This is a genomic window from Kitasatospora sp. NPDC127116 (genome assembly GCF_042677365.1).
Lineage (GTDB): Bacteria > Actinomycetota > Actinomycetes > Streptomycetales > Streptomycetaceae > Kitasatospora > Kitasatospora lactacystinica.
On the sequence record NZ_JBHXTL010000257.1, the window covers coordinates 1 to 5,150 of the forward strand.

The 5,150-nt window shown below is 70.7% G+C and carries 4 protein-coding genes; 1 reads left to right on the forward strand and 3 read right to left on the reverse strand.

All coding sequences use genetic code 11. The features are described from left to right. Positions 1–1,176: 1,176 nt before the first annotated feature. Positions 1,177–1,995, reverse strand: a complete 819-nt coding sequence (locus tag ACFVHV_RS43205) for a hypothetical protein (protein WP_359903665.1) — start codon at positions 1,993–1,995, stop codon at positions 1,177–1,179. 142 nt (positions 1,996–2,137) lie between these two features. After that, a complete protein-coding gene (locus tag ACFVHV_RS43210; protein WP_380359289.1) occupies positions 2,138–3,511 on the reverse strand; it encodes a hypothetical protein in 1,374 nt (457 codons plus the stop codon). 25 nt (positions 3,512–3,536) lie between these two features. Between ACFVHV_RS43210 and ACFVHV_RS43215 the strand changes: the two genes are divergently transcribed. Beyond that, the gene (locus tag ACFVHV_RS43215) at positions 3,537–3,797 is read left to right on the forward strand and encodes a hypothetical protein (RefSeq protein WP_380359292.1); all 261 of its coding nucleotides are present in this window, start codon (positions 3,537–3,539) and stop codon (positions 3,795–3,797) included. A gap of 96 nt (positions 3,798–3,893) precedes the next feature. Here ACFVHV_RS43215 and ACFVHV_RS43220 read toward each other — a convergent pair whose 3' ends face one another. Then, positions 3,894–4,379, reverse strand: a complete 486-nt coding sequence (locus ACFVHV_RS43220) for a hypothetical protein (RefSeq protein ID WP_359903656.1) — start codon at positions 4,377–4,379, stop codon at positions 3,894–3,896. Positions 4,380–5,150: the final 771 nt, after the last annotated feature.

Here is a 5,150-nt window from a genome sequence, read left to right on the forward strand (position 1 = left end):
GCCAGAGGTCTTTGAGGAGATCGTCAGCCACGGCTGTTCATGATTGCGGTTCTGGTGATGCTCTGTGGCTTTGGCACGGAAAGTGATCCAGAACCTAATTTCACCCGTCGGCGACAGCTGATGCCTGCCGGCTGCCCGTGAGGCGGATCGTGTCCGCCGGACTGCGCGACCAGCTGGCCGCCGCACCCGCGCAGCCGCCCGCCGCGCACGACACAGAGGGGCCCCGCGGACCTTGTGGTCCACGGGCCCCTCTCGTTGCGCACGGCGGTTGTACCCGGACACACGCGCCCTGAGTCGGCTTCCCCCTGAGTGCCTGATGATGGGAGGGGCAGTGCTCGGATGAGGCGCAGCAGTGTGTCCCTGCACGCGGTCATGGCCAGGCGTCCCGGGAGCCGGGCTCCGGCCCGCCCTCCCAGGTACAGGGCGATGTCAGTGAGTTGAGCGGTGAGGGCGGTCGTGCGGCGAGCGTGTCGGGACGTCAGATCCGGGATCTGCTCGGCGAACGTCCGCTGCCCGCAGCGGTCGTTGCCGCACACCGGATGCCGCGCTCTGAGCTCCAGGCGCACCCGCCTGCCGGCTACGGGGCGATCTGCCAGTCGCCGCTTGTAGTAGCAGTGCAACCGCGACGATCTGTGCTCGCATCCCGGACAGGCGGCCGACGCCGCCACGGACCGTACGGCAAGGCGAACCTCGCCCTCCTCGACAATCATCGCTTCGATCTCCACCCCGACACCCGGGAAGAGCAGGTCAGCGACCCGAACTCCATCAGCCACGCCCAGGTGATGCCCACCTGTCTGTGGCCCCGCGCGAACCCCTCAATCAGCGACAGAGCCCGGAAGTTGAGCCAGAACCACGACTGGTGATTAAGCCAGGCCTCGGATGCTTCTCGTGGTACTCCCGGCTCAGCAGCACTGTCGGAGCCATACGGGTCTCATCGGCATCAACCTGAGCGGTCCTCGCAACGGCAACCGATGCTGCGCCCAGGAGCGGGATGACTGGCGAGTGGAAGAGTCTCGATCGGCGCATCGGGACACCGTAGGACGACTGGGTAGCTTGCAGAGAGTTATCGGATCGTATGCGTCGTCAACCTTCGGGTGTTCACCGGTTGCCTCGTGCGTGGACCAGGCCGTCGGACCGAGTGACAGGTGGTCGTTTCGCCTCACGGACGGCGTCCTGTCAGGAGCGGCCGAACCAGCGGTGCTTGGGCCGGGGCTGGGGCGTGGCGTTCTTCGCCGGGGCCGCGGACGGGTCGTCGTACTCGCGGGAGATCACCTGGATCCGGCCCGACTCGGGGTCGTGGCGCACGGTGTCGAGGCCCTGGCGGTCGAGTTCGGCGATGGTGTCGGCGTGGGTGGTGGTGTTCAGGGCGAGCATCCCGACCTTCGGGTGCCTCGGGCCGGGCTCGACCTCCTGGCCGAGCAGGATCTGCATCAGGCGGTCGGCGGAGGCCGAGGGCAGGTCCTCGTCCACGGCGACGTGCAGCAACAGGTGTTCCTCACCGCTGGCCCGCAACCGGGCGTGCGCCACCCACACCGAGCGGACGGCGGGGAACTCCCGGATCCGCCGAACCAACGCGTCGCGCAGGGCGACGGCCACCGGGTCGGTGGACCGACTGAGCTTCATCTCCGCTCCGGGCCCGCGGGTCGCCCAGTTCCGCAGCACCTGCTCGGGAAGGATCGCCTGACCGTTTCCGGAGCGGACCGCGAGTACGGTGACGCCGGTCTTCTCCAGGATGTCCCTCAGCCGTGCCGCGTCGCAGTGCACCGTCCCGGCGGCGTCCGGCAGCAGTTGCGCGCCGAGTGCCGCGTCGGTGAACGCGAGCAGCGTGGGCGACTGTTCGTCGTCGGGGAGAAAGATCACCGATCCGGTGTCGGTGACGGGAACGAACACCCCGCCCTCGAACAGCGCGGCGAGCACCGCCTCCGGAGCGGGCTCGTGCCCGTCCGTGCGGCGATCGAGAAGGTCGGCGAGACACACGTTCGAGTTGTCGATCACGCGTGCAGCGTAGTGCCCGGACTGTGCGGAGGCCGCGGGAACCGGCAGGCCGAGGGTGCCCTGGGTTCAAGGCCCCACGTGGTCCGCCGTCAGGTTCTCCGGCGAGGTACCGTGCCGTCGTGGTGGTGCTTGCGAACCGGCTCTACCGGAGGTCCCACTCCTCGCGGGGCAGGTAGTGCCAGAGGTCGAGCCATTCGTGCGGTAGGAAGAGCGGTCGGGTCGGTTCGATGTCGCCGACGCGTTGGGAGCGGATCGCGAGACCGTAACCGGAGACGGACAGGGCTCCTGCGCTGCTGTACCTCGGGTCGCCGCGGGCCGGTCGGTGAGCGAGCCGGTTCTCCACCACGTGCGGCAGGCCGCCGGTCAGCGGGGTACCGTCCAACCGGACCTGGGGGCCGTTCTGCGCGCCCACGGCCACGCACGCCAGGCCGTTGCTCCTCCCGAAGAGGGCTCTGATGCCGGTGGTGGGGAACTCGGCGAGGGTGAGCGAGTGCTCGCCGCTCCCGGGATCGTAGGTGGACAGGACCGTCCCGGTTTCGCGGAGGGTGGCGGCGATCTCCTGCAGGCTCATGCCGAGGTGCAGTGGGCCGACGCCGATGTACGGGGTGAACGTCCACTCGTCGTGGTGCGGCATCGTGGTCTGCCACGGGCTTCGGCGGTCCGGTTTGGCGCCCCGGACGGCTGTGGGCGGTTCGGGTGCCGGTCCGGGCGGTGCCGCCCGCTCGACTGCCGCCCGGGCCGGGTGCCACCGGCCGGGCGGCTCCAGGGCTGCGGTGTCCTCCGGCTGCCCGGCCGGCCATCGGGCCGCCCGTTCCCCGCCCTCGTCGAACGGGTCCCGCGCCAGTGCGTGTGCCCGCCCAGCGGCTGCGCGGCGTTCCTGCTCCACAGCGAGGAGGTCCGAGATGCCCTCGCCCCAGGCCTCCAGCCGTTCCCGGGCGATCCACCGGTAGTACGAGTCCGCACTCGGAGCCAGGACATCGCGAACGGCGGGCGCGTGCCGCGGGACGGACGCGGCGAGGACAAGGTCCGCGAGCAGCAGGGCGGTGGCCGCGACGGCTGCCTCCCGTACCCGCGGGTCCTCGTTCTCGCAGAAGGGCGCTACGCGAGCATGGAGCGCCGGCCGCACGGCGCGGGCGGCGGCCAGGTCCTGCGGCGTGCCGACGCCGTCCCGGACGTCGTGGCGGGCGAGGTCGGCGAAATTGGCCAGCCAGTTCAGCAGTTCCGCGCGCAGCGGCCGCGTGCCGGCTCTGCGCTCCCACCGGTCCTCGGCGAGGGTCCGCGGGTCGTCGAGAAGGGCGGCGACGACCAGGGATACCGGGGCGGTCGCCGGGAACAGCCGCTCCTGGTCGAGGAGCAGCCGGTACAGGTCCCGGACCGACCGGGCTCGGCGGGTTCGGTCGGCGGCGAGCAGCCCTCGGAGGATGTCGGGGGTGTCGGGCACGTTGTGCAGGCCGGTACAGGAGTGCGGCAGCCCGTTCCAGCATGTACGGTCGCAGTCGTCCTCAACCCCTTCCACGCCACGCCGGCTGGTCGACGCCGCGGTGGGCAGCAAGCTGGACCACGTCCGCTGGTGGGCCTTGCACCGGACGACCAGCCAAAAGCTGATGAGAAGCGCGGCGGCGTCCGCCGGCACGGAGAACCGGAGCTGGCTGGCCGGCAACCCGAACCTCCCGCTCGACGTGCTCACGGCGCTCGCCACGGATCCGTCGCAGGGCATTCGCTACAAGGTCGCCACCAACCCGATCTGCCCTCCGGAACTCCGGGAACGCCTTGTGGCCACCCTCGATCCAGGCCCCGCGTAGGGGAACACACCGTCCTCAGGTCCTCCAGGTGCCGCTGTGGCGGGCCTCGCTGTCATCGACGTGACACGGCGTGACACCCGTCATCACCGCGTCCCGTCAGCAGTCCGGGCAGTCGGTGGGGGCCGGCGGCTGCGGGAAGTCCTCCCGACCGTCGAGCCAGCCAGTGAGACGATCGGCCAGGGTGAAGTCCTCCGGGAACAGCGCGTGTCGTAGACACCGTACGTTCGGGTCCCAGCCCCACATGCGGCCTTCCGCGGTGCTGAAATCGACGAGGGACCAGATCGCACAGCCCCAGGTGAGCAGTGGCACGACCGATGTCGGATATCCGACTCCACAACCCTTGGCCCACTCCGAGTACGCCTCCAGAACCGGCGGGTCGTCGGTGTCCTCGGTCAGGGACAGGGCACCGCCCCATCGACCGAACCCGCCATTGGCGACTTCGAGATAGATCCGCTTGAGCAAGAGCGGCATCGAATGCCCCACGACCGCTTCGAGTTCGGACACGGCCTCGGGAGGCGCGGGCGGAGGCAGCTCTCCGGCGTGGTGCTCCCGGAGCCTCTCGATGATCTCGTCATCCATCACGGGGCCTTCGTAGCAGGCATCACCGACACCGACCGTAACCCGGGCTCGGGCCTGGCCCGCCGAGCCCCGGCAGACCAGGACGCCGCACCGGCCTCGCTGATCCCGCGGTAGCGAAGGCATCGCACTCCGAGCGTCAGCGGACCGCGGCCGGTCCCGCCAGGCGCTCCCGTCCCCAACGACCAGGCCCAACACCCCTACCCCGCCGTGAGTCCGGGCCCCTGGCCGCCCCTCGTACCCCGCCCACCAAAGCGACACGGCGCGGCAAAGCGGAGGCGAAGTGGCAGCTGCCAGGGGGTCTGCCCGCCCACTGCGGTGGCTCATCGGCCACACCCGCACGGGGGGGTGACAGCCAGATCGACAACGCGGCAGAGCGGATGAGATCGGCCCCACCCGTGCCGGGGGGGTGACCCTCAGGCCTTGACCTCTCGCCAGGTGTGCCTCCCATCAGGCCAGCCTGCGTGGAAGCGGCCCGGAGAACTGACGGATCGCCACCGATGCCGGAAATTGACCGCCTGCCCCGGTTCGGTGCGCGGGCAGCACAGCAGCGGACGCCCACTGATGGAGAGCACCGCGCGGACCCCCGCCGGACCGTGACCCCGGCCCCGGCCCCGATCGGTCCAGTCCAGTCCAGTCCGGTCCGGTCCGGTCCGGTCCGGTCCGGTCCGCCGCCCGAACGTCCCCATGCGGCTGCGCCGTCGCCTACAGTGAGAGCTTCTTGCGGACGGGACCGGGTGACGGCACGAGCGGGGAGGGGGCCGGAGTGGAGCGACG